General features: G+C 47.1%; 14 protein-coding genes. 7 read left to right on the top strand and 7 right to left on the bottom strand.

Features of this window, described 5'->3' with window-relative positions; translation table 11 throughout:
* Window positions 1-123: 123 nt before the first annotated feature.
* Together QUB12_RS22980 and QUB12_RS22975 are read right to left on the bottom strand one after the other, a co-directional pair.
* A complete protein-coding gene (locus tag QUB12_RS22980) occupies window positions 124-1,272 on the bottom strand; it encodes a flagellar assembly protein H (RefSeq protein ID WP_333308506.1) in 1,149 nt (382 codons plus the stop codon).
* Between the two features lie 186 nt (window positions 1,273-1,458).
* Window positions 1,459-2,418 carry a GNAT family N-acetyltransferase gene (locus tag QUB12_RS22975; protein WP_333308504.1) on the bottom strand — a complete coding sequence of 320 codons (960 nt, stop codon included), beginning with the start codon at window positions 2,416-2,418 and terminating at the stop codon, window positions 1,459-1,461.
* 750 nt (window positions 2,419-3,168) lie between these two features.
* Between QUB12_RS22975 and pap the strand changes: the two genes are divergently transcribed.
* Together pap and QUB12_RS22965 are read left to right on the top strand one after the other, a co-directional pair.
* On the top strand, window positions 3,169-4,656 hold the full coding sequence (pap, locus tag QUB12_RS22970) for a polyphosphate:AMP phosphotransferase (protein WP_333147805.1): 1,488 nt from the start codon (window positions 3,169-3,171) through the stop codon (window positions 4,654-4,656).
* Between the two features lie 353 nt (window positions 4,657-5,009).
* A complete protein-coding gene (locus tag QUB12_RS22965; RefSeq protein ID WP_333147803.1) occupies window positions 5,010-6,005 on the top strand; it encodes a YdcF family protein in 996 nt (331 codons plus the stop codon).
* Here QUB12_RS22965 and QUB12_RS22960 read toward each other — a convergent pair.
* Entirely contained in the window at window positions 6,002-6,343 is a 342-nt protein-coding gene (locus QUB12_RS22960; protein ID WP_333147802.1) for a hypothetical protein, read from the bottom strand. The two genes, QUB12_RS22965 and QUB12_RS22960, sit on opposite strands and share 4 nt — an antisense overlap.
* Window positions 6,344-6,860: 517 nt before the next feature.
* Between QUB12_RS22960 and glsA the strand changes: the two genes are divergently transcribed.
* Window positions 6,861-7,787, top strand: coding sequence for a glutaminase A (gene glsA, locus QUB12_RS22955; protein WP_333147798.1), 927 nt, complete (start codon window positions 6,861-6,863; stop codon window positions 7,785-7,787).
* Window positions 7,788-8,179: 392 nt separating this feature from the next.
* Here the strand turns inward: glsA and QUB12_RS22950 are convergent, their stop codons facing one another.
* The 3 genes from QUB12_RS22950 to QUB12_RS22940 all read right to left on the bottom strand — a co-directional run bounded on the left by QUB12_RS22950 (window position 8,180) and on the right by QUB12_RS22940 (window position 12,059).
* Window positions 8,180-9,994 carry an adenylate/guanylate cyclase domain-containing protein gene (locus QUB12_RS22950; RefSeq protein WP_333147583.1) on the bottom strand — a complete coding sequence of 605 codons (1,815 nt, stop codon included), beginning with the start codon at window positions 9,992-9,994 and terminating at the stop codon, window positions 8,180-8,182.
* A 388-nt stretch (window positions 9,995-10,382) separates the two neighbouring features.
* Window positions 10,383-11,489, bottom strand: a complete 1,107-nt coding sequence (locus QUB12_RS22945; RefSeq protein ID WP_333147581.1) for a FecR domain-containing protein — start codon at window positions 11,487-11,489, stop codon at window positions 10,383-10,385.
* 225 nt (window positions 11,490-11,714) lie between these two features.
* The gene (locus QUB12_RS22940) at window positions 11,715-12,059 is read right to left on the bottom strand and encodes a hypothetical protein (RefSeq protein ID WP_333147579.1); all 345 of its coding nucleotides are present in this window, start codon (window positions 12,057-12,059) and stop codon (window positions 11,715-11,717) included.
* Between the two features lie 88 nt (window positions 12,060-12,147).
* Between QUB12_RS22940 and petP the strand changes: the two genes are divergently transcribed.
* The 4 genes from petP to QUB12_RS22920 all read left to right on the top strand — a co-directional run bounded on the left by petP (window position 12,148) and on the right by QUB12_RS22920 (window position 15,302).
* Complete coding sequence (gene petP / locus QUB12_RS22935; protein ID WP_172186826.1) at window positions 12,148-12,348, top strand: cytochrome b6f subunit PetP; 201 nt, start codon at window positions 12,148-12,150, stop codon at window positions 12,346-12,348.
* 259 nt (window positions 12,349-12,607) lie between these two features.
* Window positions 12,608-13,702, top strand: a complete 1,095-nt coding sequence (locus QUB12_RS22930; RefSeq protein ID WP_333308502.1) for a Get3/ArsA fold putative tail anchor-mediating ATPase NosAFP — start codon at window positions 12,608-12,610, stop codon at window positions 13,700-13,702.
* Window positions 13,703-14,230: 528 nt separating this feature from the next.
* Window positions 14,231-14,908 carry a hypothetical protein gene (locus QUB12_RS22925; protein ID WP_333308501.1) on the top strand — a complete coding sequence of 226 codons (678 nt, stop codon included), beginning with the start codon at window positions 14,231-14,233 and terminating at the stop codon, window positions 14,906-14,908.
* Window positions 14,898-15,302 carry a HEPN domain-containing protein gene (locus QUB12_RS22920; RefSeq protein ID WP_333308499.1) on the top strand — a complete coding sequence of 135 codons (405 nt, stop codon included), beginning with the start codon at window positions 14,898-14,900 and terminating at the stop codon, window positions 15,300-15,302. The genes QUB12_RS22925 and QUB12_RS22920 overlap by 11 nt, the downstream gene beginning before the upstream one ends.
* Before the next feature lie 348 nt (window positions 15,303-15,650).
* Here QUB12_RS22920 and QUB12_RS22915 read toward each other — a convergent pair whose 3' ends face one another.
* On the bottom strand, window positions 15,651-17,717 hold the full coding sequence (locus tag QUB12_RS22915; RefSeq protein WP_333308497.1) for an elongation factor G: 2,067 nt from the start codon (window positions 17,715-17,717) through the stop codon (window positions 15,651-15,653).
* Between the last annotated feature and the right edge of the window lie 53 nt (window positions 17,718-17,770).

Here is a 17,770-nt window from a genome sequence, read left to right as displayed (position 1 = left end):
GATTGGAGTGAGTGCCAATGCGATTACATCCGCTAATTTCCGGTTGATTTAGGAAATCAAGAAAAGTACGATCGCCCCTTGAGTAAAAAAGGGCGATCGCACTCTATAGCTACTCAAACAGGTTTATTCAGGGATTTTCCCGAACCTTTCCCTCAATCCATCAGCCGATAACTGCGGCAGTTGTTCTACCAACAATGTCAATTCTGCCACAGGCAATGCTAGTAAATTGGTAAGGGCTGTAGGCAGAATATCACCCAATTCATTTTGGTACATTCTCAAGACATTTTCTGCCAATAATCTTACAGCTTGTTCCCGCCCTTCTTCATCAACTGTTAGCATCGATATTGCCAGCAACAACACTGTAAATTCCGCAGCCGGCAAGTTGGATATTGGAGATAAAAATACTGTCATTCTCTGGCTTAATTCTCCAAATCTAACTCGCAGAAAATTTTCTAAGATTAAGCGCTGCTGTTCTTGTCTGCCTCGTTCTAGTCCTCGTTCTAGTCCTCGTTCTAGTCCTCGTTCTAGTCCTCGTTCTAGTCCTTCTTCTCTAGCTTGTTGCTGTGCTGCTTGTATTTGTTGTTGAAAAAGTGGTGCAATCGCCATAATTAACTCCCGCTCTTCTGGCTCAGGTTCCTGTTGGGTTTCGACTACTAAATGTGACTGTAGACGATACAATAATTCTAGCGCAATAATCCGTAACGGATCGTCCGTTGCTAAAGCACTCAATTGCCCGATCGCCCTTTGCTGTACTTTCCCTTTCCCCAAAATCCTCAACCACAGGGTTTCTGGGATTTCTGGCAACTGGTGAATCGCCACAATTGCTGCTCGCCAGTGCTCCGGGAAAAAATAGATTCCCTCGATCCAATTCTCAGGGTTTGGTATCCCACCAAAACCCTCCACCAGCGCTTTCGATGCTGTGGGTGTCAAAATCCACATTCGGGGCAACAGATCCTCATCATAGCGAGTATTTTCTCTTCTCGCCTGCCGCTCCAATTCACCTCGCAAATCCCATAACTTACTCATGCAGCTCAAGACTTCGCTGACAGTTACCGGATTGCGAAACGGTTCAAAAATTGCAGTTGTGTCAGCCATTTTTCCCAACAATCCCAGGCTTGATGAGTATTCGGGAATTGCGGTACCTGGAGTGAAATAAACATCGATTTCTCGGACTTCCGAAGTCACATCGCGACCGACCTTAACTGTTCCGATGGGTGAAAGCAGTTCTTCTAGGTATTCTTTAGCAAAGCGATCGTGAATGAATCGCGTCATAGAAATTAGGATGATTTTTGATCAGTTAATCCTAGCATAATGTGCGCGACATAATAAAAGTACGATCGCCCATTCGATCCAAAAGGGATCTCGCATCAAAACCCAAGAAACCGGGTTTTTTACCGAATCGGCCGGCTGTAACGCAGTATTTTCGCAAAAACCCGGTTTCTGACCACCCTAACGAATTTACACTGTCTTAGCCCACTCGATCCAAGTTTCCATCGGGCGGAAACCGACTGATTTGTAAAGCTTTGTCGCCCCCGTCAAACTGTCAGCATCAACGCTGAGTTTAGCTGTGTTTGCACCCGCTGCTTTCAACTTATGCAAACCAGCTAACAGCATCGCTTTTCCTAAACCCATTTTCCGAAAGTCGCGCCGCGTACCCAACAATTCAATCCAACCGTCTTTTGTGCCGCTGCGGGCGTTTTTTTGGGGTTTGATTTGACAGTCGCAGAAAGCTGCAAATTTGCGCTCGCCCGAAACAGCAATCAAGTCTAATTCCGGCTGATAATTGGCGTCTTGCATCCAGTAGCGCACGGTTTCCGCAGTTAAATCGTGGTGATTCCAGTGATCGATAAATGACTGGTTGAACATCTCTACCCAGGGTTGGATGTCTTGTTCTCCTGATACGTGTGTCAGTGCAAAATCTGCGGGAAATTCCGGTGTTGGTATGGGTTCGGCGAGGGATCGGGCCATTCTCCAAAAATAGCGATCGACCTCAAAGCCCTGTTTCTCTAACAGCCGCATCTCATCGGTTTTGTCCTCCCGGCTGTAGGTACGCAATTTTGCCGGCAAATTGCGTTCTTTTCCTACTTCGCCCAGCCGCTTTTCTCCCCACTTAATTATGTCTTTTTCTAAACCTTCGCTACGGACATTTGGATGCACGTAAAACCAGAGACAAGCGTCTATTTCCTCTGGCGAATCGGGCATATCTAGGAGTGACAAACCGATCAGTTTGTAATTACCATCTTCCCACAACTGCACGTCACGGGCTTGGTCGAGTTTGGGGGCATCAAGTATTAGCTTGAGTTCAGTTGCAGAGACTTCTTCGCCGAGTCTATCCACTGCTTCGCAAGCATCGATCAAATTTGCGATCGCGCACCAGTCAGTTTCGCCTTTGTAGGAGCGTGTTGTCAAGATATTCATAAAAAACTTGCAATCCGTAATTTCGGACTGTTCCTCTTAATTGGTATGGGCAAACAAGTACAGTAATTCAGACATTTTGGACAAACGTCAGTAACAGGCACTCCGGCCTGTTCCACAAGAAATAAATACTCTTGTGGGGCGGGCACGCGCGCCCGCACCTAAACCGCTTTTAGTATTTGAGAATGGTGTCGATAAAACTCAGAAACCTGTTTATATCACCCAGGCTTTCAGGTTTTATCTCATAGCGCAATCATAAAAATTGGTTTGCCCTTTTGGGCTAGTTTTGTATTGGAGTTTATGGCTGGATGTCGATGAGTCGCGCTCTCTTTCGTTACCAAGCTTGGTGCTTAAATAACTACTATTGTTTGAATAAAGTTTCTACAGCTAAGTAAAGAAGTTGTCACCCCCAGCGGGTAGTTGATTTTTACTTTTGCTCTGTTTTACAATAAATCCTTTTTCAGGGATTTTTGGCTCCTCCTGTTAACTCGCCCGATCGGGGGAGGGGAGAATTTGAACTTATTTAAAAGTTCCCTATTTCAACTATAACCTGAGCTGTTTTTTTTTGCAAGTTTGAAAGCGAGGGATTCTTGCTAGTATTAACGAGGGTGGCATTTGATTGCAGGAGCGCTCTGGCTTTTAACCAGCCGTAATTGTAATTTTTATAACGTTTTCCCCTGAATCGAGGATTTAATTTTATCCAAACGTTAAACTAACGTTAAACTGTTTTTTACTGATTAATATGAGGTAAATATGCTCGACAACCTCGATTTAGATATTTCCCTGGATAAAGAAACCTATGATGCCAAGATAGAAATTTTAATGCAACAGTTGCGATCGCTCCAACTGGCCTGCAGGGAAAAAAAATTGCCCGCAATTATCGTCCTCGAAGGTTGGGCCGCCGCCGGTAAAGGCGCGCTGGTCAAAAAAATGGTGGGGTACATGGACCCGCGCGGGTTTGCGGTACACCCGATTTGGCCGCCGTCAGATGCAGAAATAGGGTATCCTTTCCTGTGGCGATTTTGGCAGAAACTCCCCGCCCGTGGCAAAATTGGCTTTTTTTATCACAGTTGGTACACTCACATTTTAGAAGACCGATTGTTCGATCGAGTCTCCGACGCAGAAGTACCGACAGCCATCAGGCAAATCAACGCCTTCGAGCGGCAGATGGTAGATGACGGCGCCGCAATTGCCAAATTTTGGATTCACCTGAGCAAAAAAGAGCTCAAGCATCGGCTCAAAAAACTAGAAGACGACACCTTACAAGCTTGGCGAGTGCGGCCCGAAGATTGGAAACAAGCCAAAAAATACCAAGAATACACAACTTTTGCCGAAGAAATGGTAGCCCAAACCGGCACGGGCCCGGCACCTTGGACGCTAGTAGAAGGCGATTGTCAACGGTGGGCAAGAGTCAAAGTTTTGACCCAAATGGCAGCGACAATTACAGAAGCCTTAGACAGACTGCCGACGCAATCTGCACCCGTGAAATTGCCACCTCAAGAAAGCTTGCAACCCACCGAACCAGACTTGCTGGCCCAAGTAGATTTAACTCAATCGCTGTCGCCCGACGAATACAAACAGCAACTTCGCGAGGAACAAACCCGTTTTGGCCAACTGCAACAAAGCATCTACGAAGAGGAAATCCCCGTGTTAGTGCTGTTTGAAGGTTGGGACGCCGCCGGTAAAGGAGGAGCAATCAAACGCTTGACGGACATATTAGACCCCCGCAGTTACATCGTTAATGCCTTTGGGGCGCCGACAGACGAAGAAAAAGCGCATCACTACCTGTGGCGGTTCTGGCGGCGGCTGCCAACGGCTGGTAAAATCAGCATTTGCGATCGTAGTTGGTATGGTAGAGTGCTGGTCGAGCGAGTCGAAGGATTTGCCACCGAACCCGAATGGCGCCGAGCTTATCAGGAAATCAACGAATTTGAGGAGCAACTCACCAGTTTCGGTTGTGTCTTAGTTAAATTCTGGCTGCACATCAGTCCTGACGAGCAACTAAAGCGGTTTACAGAGCGGCAAAACAATCCATTTAAACAATACAAACTCACCGAGGAAGATTGGCGGAATCGCCAAAAGTGGAATTATTATGAAGTGGCGGTGAATCAAATGATTCAGCGCACCAGCACGCCGCTTGCTCCCTGGACGCTAATTGCGGCCGATAACAAGTATTATGCTCGTGTTAAAGTAATTCAAACGGTAACGCAGGCAATTCGGAATCAACTGAAGCGCCGATAAATTGGGATTGGTGAATCGGTAACAGGTAATGGGGAAAAAAGTAGGCAGAACAAAGCAGGCTTGAATTGTCAATTCCACCTACGGCGTGCTCGATCCATTACCAATTACCAATCAACTATTACCAGTTATCAATTACCAATTAACTGTCAGCAATCTGTGACTGGAAGTAGCGGGCTTCACCCTGCAGCCAATAGTTGATAGCTGACCGGAAGCGAGCATCAGGATAAATGCGATCGGACTGCGTTATTCGCGAAAGTTAAAAACCCACCGATGCCCGTATTTCCTCCCGCAGCTAAATTCGCGCTCGTTTCCAAACTTCTGTACTAATTTATGAAGACACAGAATATTGCAAGATGCCAGAACTGTTAGCTCGCATTCTATTTCTATTCCTCCTGTTCTCACTGATCAAATCGTGGTGGGATCAATCAGGAGGCAAAGACAATCCCTTATTAGACCGGCTGCGCGTTTTGCTGCTGATCAGCCTTTTGATCCTAGCTTTTTTTGCACCAGACACCCCGGTCGGAGCAGCGATTTTCGGGCTCATAGCCTTCTTCTTTAAGCCGCTGGGTTTTTCCATCACTCTGCTGGTGATTGCATCGGCGCTGATCACGAACGGGGGCATCCGCAACCCGGCGCCGAGAATGATTTTGGCAGCCCTGCTAGTTTTGATCCTTTCGAGTATGCCAGTTGTCGCTTACTGGTTCGCGGAGCAAGCAGAACGGGACGCCGCTGCAGCCGTCCGCACAGCTTGCTGCGATGAAACCGCAGCGGCGATCGTCCTCTTGGGCAAGGGAACCACTCAGCCTCACATCCCCAACCGAGTAGCGATTCAACTGACAGATACAGGCAATCGCCTGCCCTATGCAGCAGTTTTGTACCGCCAAAAAGTGGCACCGATGGTCATCGTTACCGCTGGCCCCAGACCAGAGTTGGAGGGTTATGTTGGCGAAGCTAAGGATATCGAGACTTTGCTGGCAAACAACATGGGCGTGCCGCGCAGCAGTATCGTTCTCGACGATAACGGCAGCAACATACGCACCAGCGCCCAAGAGGTGAGAAAGATACTCGACACCCGTGGCGCCCCGCGCAAAGTAATCCTGGTAACATCTGCGATTCAGATGCGCCGTGCCAGCCTCGCTTTTGCGAATATGGGAATCCAGGTGATTCCTAGGGCTACCGACTTCTACACTTTTCAACCCACATCAGGAGGGAAATCCAGTAGACTCCGCTTAGACGCGGGAGATTTTTTGCCTAGTGCAGAAGCTTTGGTAACTACGACGCGAGTATTCGATGAATATTTCGGGTCTTTCTATTACTATTTGCGCGGCTGGCAAGCTCCCAGGGCCTAAAGTGGCAAGTTGCTGGTGTTTTTCTTAGGCAACAGCGACTGCTCCCCAGATTGGTTTAAAATCTGATGAGAATGAGACCTTTGTGGGGAGCTGTTTTTTCTCATTCCGGCGGGGTCGCCGACAATCAAGTTTGCCATAAATGCAAACAAAACCCAAAAGATAACTGGCTCCCACGGGGATTTTGTGGGCTTTGCTTCAGGGGTTTTGACAGATTCAACGTTGACTTTGATGTCTAGTTTGCCTTCAATTTCTTTGCCTTTGAGAACTCCGTCGTTGCACACACCCTTAAAAATCATGGGAGCGGGCTTTGGTGCTTCTGCTTTCGGTTCGTCTGCCATTTTTTTATCCTGGTTTTGGTGAATCCGGTTGGATAGTACATTCTTAAAGGTTCGGGGGTTTTCCGGACAGGATTTGGCGAACTCTGAAAGAATTAAGTTAAATATGCACCCCGCCCCTTGCTGGGGCTTAAATATAAGAATCTGAAGGCATTTCCAGCTAGTGCTGGTTTGTTTTAGATAGCAGCGTTGCCTTGAAGCTGCTACTTATATATCCGGGTGAAGGGAAGATTTTTATGCAGAGTACAGGTTTTTTATGAAAAATTTATTTGCTCCCGGCAGGCCCAAAGGTCAACAGCCTTAAATAAGGTGTCCCGCATCTTGCGTTGTATTTTTCGGGCAGACGGGACACCACACAAAAATTTCATCAAATTATGAGCTTGCCTTATCTCACCTAAGAAACCCAGTTTCTTCCCGCAGCAGGCCCAAGTGACGCAATTCGGTTAATAAAGGGGGCTTATGGCTCAATAGCGCGCCAGGAATGCCAATCTAAAATTTAAAATGATCGAAATAATCGAGTGTGAATATATCCACCAGCCAACTATCTTCCCTGCAACCCGAACAACTGGCAGCTTGGGCAAAAGAGGCAATTAATCGCAGTAAATCCGGTCAAATCCCTGCGTACATACCTCTCCTAGCGCAAGCGGATCGACAAGGGTTTGCCGTGCAAATTCGGGCAATTGACGCGCAAATTATGAGCTGGGGTAGCATTGCTCAAACATTCCCGCTGATGAGTGTAGTCAAGCCTTTTGTGCTGCTTTATTTGCTGTGCGAAGTCGGCGAAAAAACGGTATTTGACTGCGTTGGCTGCGAGCCTTCGGAACTGCCTTTCAATTCCCTAACTCAACTCGAAATAGACGAAGGGAAGCCGAGAAATCCGATGATTAATAGCGGGGCGATCGCCCTAGCGTCTTTGATTCCCGGTCAAAATGCTGTGTCGCGCTGTCAAAACTTGCGAACTTGGCTGAATCAACAGGCAAACAGTCAGTTATTTGTTGACGAGTTAATGCTCGATTCAGTGAAGGAAAACCCGAATAAAAATAATTGGAATCTCGCCTTGAAAATGGTAGAATCGGGTTATATTCAAAATGCAGAAATTGCTTTAGAAACCTACAATCGCATCTGCTGTTTGTCGGGAACTGTGGAGGATTTAGCTAAGCTGGGGATGGTTTTGGTAAATAGTGGCGATCGAGCAATGGGGGAAAACTGCCGTACTGTCAAAGCGCTGATGGCGACTTGCGGTTTGTATGAAGCATCGGGCCGCTTTGCGCTGCGGGTGGGACTGCCGGCTAAGTCGGGAGTTAGCGGGGCTTTGGTGTCGGTAATTCCGGGTCAAGGTGCGATCGGCTTTTACAGTCCGCCCCTGGATAAAGACGGAAATTCTATCGGTGGCTTATTTCTGTTAGAAAAAATAGCTAAAACTCTGCGGCTAAGCGTATTTGATTAGATTGGGAATTGGGAATTGGGAATTGGGAATTGGGAAACAATATAATTCCGTAGTGGCGGGTTTTACGACAATATCTAATCAGTACAAACACGCTTTATAAACCCGCCCCCACACTGCTAATAATGTACATCAACCAACAGGGGCGATCGCCTGAAAAAATGTATATTTCGATTTCCCGTGGGGCGGGGGCGGGTTTTTGAGATTATTTGTTTGAGGCGTAGATTGTCGAAAAACCCGCCCCCACAACCAATATTTTAATTCCCCAGTATGAAGTAATTGGGCATAATTAACAGCACATAATTTCACAACTAATGCCCCATGCCCCATGCCCCATGCCCCATGCCCCATGCCCCATGCCCCATGCCCCATGCCCCATGCCCCATGCCCGATAACTAATGCTTTTCGCCCAAAATAGCATAAACCACAGTCTCTTCTTTTTTGCCGCGCAATTGAATCGAGCCTACTTTTTGGCCTTCGTAGCGATCGCGCACGTAAGCAAAAGTCCTCGCCGTCACCAACAAATTAAAAGGACTGTCAGAAACAATTTCCTTATTCATCGCCTCCAATCTAGCAGCAACGTTGACAGCATCGCCGATCACAGAATAATTCAAACGCCGGGAACCGCCCACGCTACCAGCAACTAACTGTCCGGTATGCAAACCGATGCCAAACTTAATTAAAGGTTTGTGTTCAATTCTAAGCTGCTGATTAAGTTGGTGCAGCCGTTCGTGCATCGCAATACAAGCCGCAACTGCATTCAAAGCATCTTGTTGAATTTCTCGATATTCGGTATGGCAAAAAGGCACTCCAAAAACTGCCATAATTGCATCACCGATGTATTTATCTACAACGCCGCCGTGATCCATAATACAGTTAGTCATCGCTTCCAAATAATTGTTCAACCAGGTGAGTAAATCTCGCGGCGGCATTTTTTCTGAAATCGAAGTAAAACTACGAATATCCATAAACAGCACCGTGGCTGTAAGTTCTTGAGGTTCCAGTTCTCCCTGTTCAAATATCTCCGCTTTGCGTTCCCAAATAAGCTGAGCTGTCTCTGGAGCGACGTGCTTTTCAAATAACCTCATCAACTGCTGCTTTTCGTACTGTTCCCGCAGTTGCAAAGCAGTGCCAGATAAAATGAGGGTGCCGATAGGTGCGGCAATCGGAACCCACCAAAAAAAGAAGCCAAATAACAAAGCACCAGCCCCAATCCAAATTATAGGCAAACCGAGAGCGATCGCAATTCTCTCCTTAACACCTCGGTTGCCCAGAACCAAGGCCGTAAGCGGGCCAATCCCCAACAATAACAAAATTTCTAGCAGTATCGGCAGCCGCCGTAGCAAGCGTTGATTGAGCAAATTGTCAATCAACGCTGCATATAAATAAACCCCAGCCGTAGTCTTGTCGAGAGGTGAAGATATCGGATCGAAACCGGTAGCAACTATGCCCACTAAAACTAACTTATTAGTCAGAGCATCTGCGGGAATTCTACCTTCTACGACATCAACAAAAGCATAGGTAGGTAGATTTTCTGTTTTCCCCGGCCAGTTAACCCAGACTTTTTTTTCCTGCTTATTTTTGGACTGTGGGAGCAATACTGGATCTTGGGGATTAGCAGCATTGTACCTGTGAATCATTGCTAAACCGAAATTAGGAATCCCGTTGAGAAAGATTTTTGACTCGCGGCTAATACCGTCGCTATCGGGTTCCTGGCCGATGTGGCCGACACCTGCGGCGGCGGCTTTTAAAGATGCTACGGGTTCTTCTTTGGTGGTTCTAGCGAGTACAACTTTGCCGTTGGCGGCGATCGCAGCGGCTAAAATATCATCTTTCGGACTTGGATCGAGGAAAAGAATGTCAAAACCAACTGCTGTAGGGGGGGATTTTTTCAGCGCTTCCAGCAGTTGGGCGTAGCGGTTGCGAGGCCAAGGAAATTGACCGTATTCCTGCAAGGAATGCCGTTCGATCGCAATTACCACAATTCTCTCATCCCATCCGGGATTTGGCAAAATTCCCGATTCTCGAATTTGAAATAGGGTTTTGTATCCCAAATATTCAAGGGGTTTCCACATTCCAAAGTGCAGCATGGCGACAGACATTATACCTACTGCTGCTCCTGTGAGCCAGGGAGGGTTTGTTGCTATATATTGCCGCAGGCAGAGCAGTTGATTTTGTTTGAGATGATCGATCCATTTTTTGAACTTCATGCAATTAATTTGACGCAATCATTGACATTCGAGTCCTAACTTCGAGAGGAATGGGAGTCAATCGATTTTAGATTTTAGATTTTAGATTTTAGAGGCGACCCCACGGATAAATTCGGGGGACAAGTTTCATCGGATACAGGTTTTTTATTTGTGGGTCCTGAGTCTGCGAAGGAATGAATCCGGGGGCTTGTATCCTGGATGCTTTCGGTCATGAAGTTTTACGAGACCGTAAGGGCGAAGGGTGGGGGCAAAATTTATTTATTTTGACTACCAAGTTTCACCGCAAAATGCTTCGCACCTACACAAAATAATCAACCCAGATAGGACTTAGGATATAACTCACGTCCTCAGAGACTGCCCGCGTATATTACTCGCGACGATAGGTTGTTTAGCGAACTGCGAAGCTGTAATGCCTTTCTGTGACTGACGGGCCTCGCACTAAGATTTTGAGGCGGCGGCTTGGCGGTAAAATTCCTTGGATTTTGAAGTTGCCCTTTCGATCGATCTTAATTTCTTCGTTGTGGACATAAACTGTGTCGATCGGGTTAATTTGACCGCTGAGGCTATAGATATTGCCGCTGAGTCTCAACAAACTGCGGACTTTGAGTTGAGCTAGGCGAGGGCTGGCTGAGGGCGCCACGGGCGGGGTTTGAGGGAAAATAGTCGTGGAGTTGCCGCTGTTGAGAACTACTTCCGAGTCGGTGTTGCCGGATACTACGACTTGACCTTCAATAGTTTCGACTGCGGTTTTGCCGCCGCCGACGCTGACGCCAAAGGAGGTACCGCGGACTCCGGCAACGCCTTCTGGGGTTTCAACCCTGACTGGGGCCCTTTTGGCAGAACGGGTTTTTTGGGCAATTTGACTGGATTTGCCGAGTCCGCTGAAGGTATTGAGGGCGACTATTTGGTTCGGCGGGATAATTGTTGAGGTGTTGGCTGCGGGAGTTGTCGCAGCAGTTTTGCCGATCGACAACCTGACTCGCCCCCTGCTGACAAAAATGGCTGTGTCTTTTTCACCACCTGCACTGCTTGACAAATTGGATATTCTGACTGCGGTTTTTTCGGCAACTTCCACGACGCCGATGTTGTTGTCGATGCCTAAACGGGCTGTGGAATCGGGGCCGGTGATGATTTCGTCTCCGGGGGCGAGTAGCCGATCGCCCACGACCGCTGGCCGCCCTTTAAAGCTGACTGTACCCCGAATTTCTTCTATTTCGAGCGATCGCCCAGTCGCTGTTCCCTGAGCCTTTATCGTCTCTGCTGGGGATAAATTCGCCGCCACTGTTGCCGGATTTTTGGGAGATTTTGAGCCGGCTGGCAGTGCTGGCGGTCGAGCGAGTGAGACAATTTTAGTAGGGTTCGAGGGCTGTTTGGGGGATGGAGAGGGCGGACTGGCGATCGTCCCACGAAAGGGCGACAGACTCGCCAGCACAGCCAAGGACAAACTTAGGAGCGGAATTTTGGTCGATCGCCCACAGGTAAAAATTTTATTCATAATTTCAGTTTTGTGATCTTGAAGTTCCTTGACTTCCTTTCCTCTATTAGACTCCTTAAATCCGGCAATCGTTCCATTTTTTATGCCGTAACACAGCAGCAAAAATAAACTTTATCAGCCTGAAAGTTTAGCATTAAAAATTCTTTTTTTGGTCAGATTTTAGTAAACTGTTACAACATGGCATTTTACTAAAATCTGAGCTTCGGGAAATTTTGCCAACCCGACTCAAAGTCCTTTGCTGCATGAAGTTTCGCCGCTGTCAACATCAGAGAGGGCAGATTTATATATAGCCAACATAAAATTAATTACTGCTTTTGAATGCCTTTTGGCTTCTGCCTGAAGGATGACTAATTTGGGATAAATTCTGTAGTTGTGGCAATTAATAAAAAACTTCTTTTTGCGAAGCAATAAAAAATAATTATCTAAGTGGTGAACAGCCTCTGCCAGTGGAGCTTGCCGCTGTGAAACCTTATGAAGCAAACCCAAGCGAATCAGGGTAGACGATCGACGCACTCCGACTAGAATACCGTCTTTTAGGGAAAGTTGGTGGAAATTTCGATGGAAAATCATAGGGAGCGATCGGCTGCTGGTGTTGCTGTTCCGAAGTAGACGCCAAACTGTAAAATAAACGGTTGTATAGAGCAGGAGAACAATTTCAGTGGCAATAGAAGTAGGTCAGAGAGTTAAGGTGCGCCGTCTCAGAGATCGGATACCTGCAAATATAGTGGGCAAGATAAAGGAGAATCCAGTAGGCACTGTTGACGGATTCAGAATGGTTGACGGTAGCGGAGTAGGCGTGGTTGTCAAGTTTGACGGTTTTGCGACTTGGTTCTTTGAAGATGAGCTAGAACCCGTTTAACAGATGTAGAAGGAAGAGGGGCACGACACGGATTCGGACACGGATACACGGATTGAATTTAACTGTGTTTCCTTTCGTCTCCTACTCTCCCCCTCTCCTACTCTCCCCCTCTCCCCCTCTCCCCCTCTTCCTCCACTCTCCCCCTCTTCCCCTCTCCCACTCTCCCACTCTCCTCTTCCTCCACTCTCCCCCCTCCCCCACTCTGGCTGAAGGTTGCGCTTAAATGTTAAAGAGTAAGCTTTGGCAGTGAGAACAGAAAATGGCTTTGATTTTGACATTTTTGGGCAAAGGCGGCACTGGCCGCAGTACGATCGCGATCGCAACAGCTAAAAAATACGCGGCTCAAGGCAAGCGAGTTCTGCTGCTTGGCCAAGATCCGGGCCCTGCATTGGGTATTCTGCTAGGGGTTCCTCTGACTCTCAGCCCCCAGGAAATCGCCCCCAACCTCAAAGCAGTTCAGGTGCAAAGCGCGCCGCTGCTAGAACGCAGGTGGGACGAAGTTAAACAACTAGAAGCTCAATATGTCCGTACTCCGTTTTTCAAGCAGATTTACGGTCAAGAATTAGGGGTGTTGCCGGGAATGGACAGCGCGCTGGCGTTGAACGAACTTCGGGAATACGACGACAGCAAACAATACGATGTAATTGTTTATGACGGCAATGGCGGCATGGATACGCTGCGGATGCTGGGAATGCCGGAAATTCTGAGTTGGTACATCCGCAGGTTCCGTCAAGCTTTGGTAGATTCGGATTTGGGGAAAGCGCTTTCACCTTTTATTCAACCGGTTGTGAGTACCGTGTTGACGGTGGATTTGTCGGGAGACAATGCTTTTCAATCTACTAAGCAAGTCGATAATCTTTTGGATAAGGGTAAGGAAGCGCTGGCAGATCCGAACCGCACGGCCGCTTTTTTGGTGACGACTGGAGATGCAAGTGCGATCGCAACTGCCCGTTATCTTTGGGGAAGTTCTCAACAAGTTAGTTTGACTGTGGGCGGTGTCATTGTTAATCAAGCACCGGTTACAGAAGCTATTACTGCCGAGTTTGATCCTTTGACGGCTGTTTCGGTTCCGGCGCACAGTGACAATAATTGGCAGCCGCTAATTGATGCTTTGCCAGATTTTTCTGAGGCGGCAAAAGCTCCCAAACCGATTAACATAAACATTGCACAGCGTCAAGTTAGTTTGTTTTTGCCTGGGTTTGACAAGAAAGAAATTAAATTGATTCAATCCGGGCCGGAAGTGACGATCGAAGCGGGCGATCAGCGGCGCAATATTTTGCTGCCTCCGGCGCTAACTGGGAAATCTGTTACGGGTGCTAAGTTCCTGAATGGTTACTTGATTATTTCTTTTTAGGGTAAGGAAGAAGGCACGACACGGATTTTGACACGGATACACGGATGAATTATCGAGTTCTCTAATATCATGTCTCGTTGATTCGTTGTTGTGTAATTTCTGCGATCGTAGTGGCGGGTTTCACAAACCATAATCGCCGGGAAAAAACAATCTCGAAAACCCGCCCTCTCCCCACGGTAAATCGAAATTTACATTCAGATTTACCGTGGGGTGGGGGCGGGTTTATATAGATTGTTGGTCATCGTTATATATTGTTGGTGAACCCGCCTCTACGAACCAAAGGTACATTCAAGGGAGCATCTCACTTATGCAGCCCTCCGCTAGAAATTGGAGCCAGGAGTCAGGAGTCAGGAGTCAGGAGGAAAGAAGAAGAAGGAAGAAGGAAGGAGGAAGAAGGAAGGAGCCATAATAAGTGTTTTTACAAATATGAGATGCTCCCACATTTAACCGCCAAATCTGCTACAATATCCAGACAGGTTTCACGATTACTGGTAAAGTTAATCCCTAACTTCCAAACCATCGACTCTTATGAAAGCAAGAGATATTATTAGTCTGCAAGCCCTTGGCGCTGCTTTAGCTAAACTAGATTCATCTGTCCAGCTTGGCGAGTTGGAAGAGAATATAAGTCGTCAGATATTGGCTTTAGAAAAATTAGCCGAACAAAACAACACTCTGAACGAAATTTACACAAAAGAACGCCTCGAATTAAAAGATAAGTACCAAGCAACATCAAAAGACAAACGATACCAGCCGACAAGTGACAGCATTTACAGCACGGATGCTGCAAATTTAAGCCCTTCCTTTCCTCAGCCGCCTGAAGAAATGGAAAATCCCTCTGAAATAGCTAAAGCCTTTGACAATTTAATTGCATCTTTTAATAAAATCAAAAGCCTGTACGCGGTTGAAAACCCCCTAGAAAGTTTTCAAATCATCATGGAACAAGAAGCGATCGCACCTTTGATTCTGGAAGGTTACGATCGCATTCGAGCGCTATTTCCTACGGAAAGATTAGGCTTGGAAGTGAAAACCGATCCAGAAATTGCCAACTGGCGATCGCTGTGGATTGCTATCTACACTAAACTCGAAGTCGAGGAAGCTTTTGCAAAGTTAAACATCCTTGATGATAGTTGGTGGCTCGAAGCTAAAATAGCTGCCCCCAAAAATGATTTACATATTAGCCTTGAATGGGAGTCAAATGAGATTTGATTGGTCTGAATATTTGAATTTAGCTCAAGAGTTAGCAGCCACCAATAGTGAAAGTTCACCTAACAGGGAAGCCAAGTTGCGATCGGCGATAAGTAGAGCATACTATTCGACATTTTGCCTAGCGCGAAATTACTTGCGCGACATTGAAAAAGACCCAAGACTTTTTCGTAAGAATCGCGATATCAACGAACATCAATATGTAGCAGAAGAATTTATCTACCACCCAACTAAAAAGAAAAACATGGTCAAAATAGGTGAAAATTTAAGCAGATTGAGAGAACTTAGGAATAAAGCTGATTATGACGATACTATGTTTAACTTACAAAGAGAAGTGAAAACTGCGTTAATGCTAGCTCAGAATATTATTTCAGCGTTAAGTAACTTAACTGAATAATCCGGTAAATCTGAGATGTTGCACCATTCTCAATAAGCTTTTTATGAACAGGCTTTCCGGCCTGTTCCACAAGAAAATTCACTCTTTGTGGAACAGGCATCTTGCCTGTTCTTGAGAATGGTGCAACCGATAAATCTGAGATGTTGCACTATTCTCAATAAGCTTTTTATGAACAGGCTTTCCGGCCTGTTCCACAAGAAAATTCACTCTTTGTGGAACAGGCATCTTGCCTGTTCTTGAGAATGGTGCAAGATGTGAGGTAAATGGGAATCGATCGCAATAAACTTAAATGGCAACTCGTGCAAAAACCCGGTTTATTGAAGAAACCGGGTTTTTTAAGACAATTACCTAACTTTTACCGTTACCGTTTCCATTGCCGCCAGTCGTTAGCAAAACCCGCTTAGCTAAAGGTTCCGGCACTTCTTGCAGTCGATCGAACTCCCAATTAAAAAATCCGACTCCCATTGTCTGCGATCGCAATTCTACGATCAAATTCTGCATTTCTGCGATCGGCAAATAGGCAGAAACTGCATCCCATCCCTTCCACTCTTTTTTACCTTCGTAGCCGAGAATTTGGCCCCGGTGTCCGCTGACCAACTGCAACACCTTTGATGTACACTCGTTCGGAGCGCAAATTTCAACTTTGGCGATCGGCTCCAGCAATGCCGGTTCGCACTTGGCCATTCCCTCCTGCATCGCCAAACGCGCCGCTTGCTTGAAAGCTTGTTCGGAACTGTCAACGGTATGATAGGAACCGTTCGTCAGCGTCACCGCTACGTCTACCACCGGGAAACCCAGCGGGCCGCGATCCAAATACTCGCGCACTCCCACTTCCACGCCGGGAATGTACTGTTTTGGGACGACGCCGCCGACTATTTTGTCGCTAAAGGTGAAACCTTCTCCGCGAGGCTGCGGTTGAATGTCGAGGTACACGTCGCCAAACTGTCCGTGCCCGCCGCTTTGGTGTTTGTAGCGCCCGTGGATGGAAGATGCTGGTTTGCGGATGGTTTCTTTGTACGGCACTTGCGGTAAGTGAGTTACCATCGGCAAATTATACTTGCGGCGCAACCTGTCTAAGGCAACTTTCAGGTGGATTTCGCCTTGACCCCAAAGTATAATTTCGTGAGTGTCGCCGTGCTGTTCCCAGACTAAAGATGGGTCTTCTTCTAGCAATTTAGCTAAAGCGGAGCTCAGCTTAACTTCATCGTTGCGCTTTTCTGGGACGATCGCCCGTGCGTAGACAGGCGGGATGATTTCGGCTTTTGGCAATTCTTCCGATCGGTCTTGCGCCAGCGTATCGCCTGTTTTCAAGCCTTCTAGCCTTCCCAAAGCCACAATTTCCCCGGCGCTGACAGACTGCAAACTTTGCGTTTGCTGGCCGGTCAAGCGGTACAAACCGTTAACTCGAACGCCGTTCAAATTTGCTCCGTCTGCCAGCGTGCCCCGCCACATTCTCACTAACGATAGTTTGCCTCCTTGCGGTGTGTAATAGGTTTTGAGGATTTGAGCTAGAACTTTGTTTTCACTTTGTATAATGCCACGGCGATCGGCTGTTGTTTCCGGTGTCGGCGCTTCCCTCAGCAAAGCTTCCAGCAGAGGCCGCACGCCGAAATCTTGTTCGGCGATGCCGATGAATACTGGCACAATTAAATCTGCGCCTAATTCCATCTTTAAATCGCGGGTAATTTCTTCGGCGTCGGGATTGATTTCTTCGAGCAATTCTTCGAGTAAATGGTCGTCAAAATTCGCCAATTCTTCGAGCATTTGCTGCCGCGCTGCGCTTTCTTGTGCTTTGAGGTGTTCTGGAAGCGGGACGGGATCTGCGGCGGCGCCCGGATGGTAGTGGTAAGCTTGTTCGGTTACTAGGTCGATAAAACCGATGATTTGTTCGTTTTTGCCGATCGGATATTGGTGAGGTACGATCGGTCTACTGGAAACGGATTTGAGCGCGTCGATCACCTCGGTGAAGTTGGTGCCGCAAGTCGTTTCGTCTGTGTAAGCTCGATCGATCTTGTTGATGAAAACTAAGTGGGGAATTTCCCAATCATCGAGGAATTTAAACAGGGGTGCGAGGGTTAAAGTGCGATCGGCAACGGGTTCGCAAACAATTATCGCCGCATCCACACCAATCAGCGCATTGTAAGTTTCTTGGGCAAATTCTACCGAGCCCGGACAGTCGAGAAATGTGAAGCGGACGCCTTCATATTCAGCGGTGGCGGCGTTTACTTCTACGCTCATTTGGCGATCGCGTGCTTCGGGCGAACTATCACCTATTGTGTTGCCATCTTTGACATTTCCTTTGCGGGTAATTGTTCCTGTCACCGACAGCAAACTTTCGAGCAGTGCGGTTTTTCCGCTTAAATAAGGGCCAACAATTGCAACGTTCCGCGTGGCCCCAAGGACTTTGTGGTTCATAATAGCCTCCAACAGAAAACTTGTTTTCTATTGCTCTTGGTGCAATCAGTTCT

Origin of the sequence: Microcoleus sp. B7-D4 (assembly GCF_036705125.1) — a bacterium.
Lineage (GTDB): Bacteria > Cyanobacteriota > Cyanobacteriia > Cyanobacteriales > Microcoleaceae > Microcoleus.
This window is presented reverse-complemented; position numbering and strand designations above follow the sequence as displayed.

Excerpts from the sequence above, each read along its gene's own strand:
- QUB12_RS22930 (WP_333308502.1), top strand. The coding sequence starts at position 12,608 with ATGGCTTTGATTTTGACATTTTTGGGCAAAGGCGGCACTGGCCGCAGT.
- QUB12_RS22980 (WP_333308506.1), bottom strand. The coding sequence starts at position 1,272 with ATGACGCGATTCATTCACGATCGCTTTGCTAAAGAATACCTAGAAGAA.
- QUB12_RS22975 (WP_333308504.1), bottom strand. The coding sequence starts at position 2,418 with ATGAATATCTTGACAACACGCTCCTACAAAGGCGAAACTGACTGGTGC.
- QUB12_RS22920 (WP_333308499.1), top strand. The coding sequence starts at position 14,898 with ATGAGATTTGATTGGTCTGAATATTTGAATTTAGCTCAAGAGTTAGCA.
- QUB12_RS22925 (WP_333308501.1), top strand. The coding sequence starts at position 14,231 with ATGAAAGCAAGAGATATTATTAGTCTGCAAGCCCTTGGCGCTGCTTTA.
- QUB12_RS22940 (WP_333147579.1), bottom strand. The coding sequence starts at position 12,059 with ATGATTTTCCATCGAAATTTCCACCAACTTTCCCTAAAAGACGGTATT.
- QUB12_RS22960 (WP_333147802.1), bottom strand. The coding sequence starts at position 6,343 with ATGGCAGACGAACCGAAAGCAGAAGCACCAAAGCCCGCTCCCATGATT.
- QUB12_RS22915 (WP_333308497.1), bottom strand. The coding sequence starts at position 17,717 with ATGAACCACAAAGTCCTTGGGGCCACGCGGAACGTTGCAATTGTTGGC.
- pap (WP_333147805.1), top strand. The coding sequence starts at position 3,169 with ATGCTCGACAACCTCGATTTAGATATTTCCCTGGATAAAGAAACCTAT.
- QUB12_RS22945 (WP_333147581.1), bottom strand. The coding sequence starts at position 11,489 with ATGAATAAAATTTTTACCTGTGGGCGATCGACCAAAATTCCGCTCCTA.
- QUB12_RS22965 (WP_333147803.1), top strand. The coding sequence starts at position 5,010 with ATGCCAGAACTGTTAGCTCGCATTCTATTTCTATTCCTCCTGTTCTCA.
- QUB12_RS22950 (WP_333147583.1), bottom strand. The coding sequence starts at position 9,994 with ATGAAGTTCAAAAAATGGATCGATCATCTCAAACAAAATCAACTGCTC.